General features: G+C 52.4%; 1 pseudogene. It reads left to right on the top strand.

Annotated features, from left to right (window positions below):
- Nucleotides 1-186, top strand: a pseudogene (locus tag AC5JQH_RS21410) (ATP-dependent DNA helicase); the annotation flags it as partial.
- Nucleotides 187-393: the final 207 nt, after the last annotated feature.

Genomic DNA, 393 nt, shown 5'->3' with positions numbered 1-393 from the left:
AAGGGCCGCATTTCCGACCGAGCATGGCTTTACACCGCGATTACCCGCGCCGAGGCAGAAATCCATATTGTTGGGCAAGTTAGCGATTTCGAGGTAATAACAAAAGCGGAAAGCCATGCGAATCGGCGAGCGAGTTTTTTGAGAGAACTACTGACAGAGAGGAAAAGGGATTCGGGGGTTGTCTGACAGAGCACTACCCCCTCATCGCCGGTCGCGGCCAATGGGGCCTCAGGCTGTGCCGCATTTCCAGCTTAGCGGATCATCCCTGGTCCTTAAATACCTCTGGTGAATCGCCGCTTGCGGCGAGAAGGCAGAGCCCTGTTCCTGTTCATCAAATTGTGTTCATGAAAGCACTTGAAGCGATCCAAAACGTTTGTTTCTAAACAAAAGCGG

It is taken from the genome of Marinobacter sp. H13 (assembly GCF_059072335.1).
This window is presented reverse-complemented; position numbering and strand designations above follow the sequence as displayed.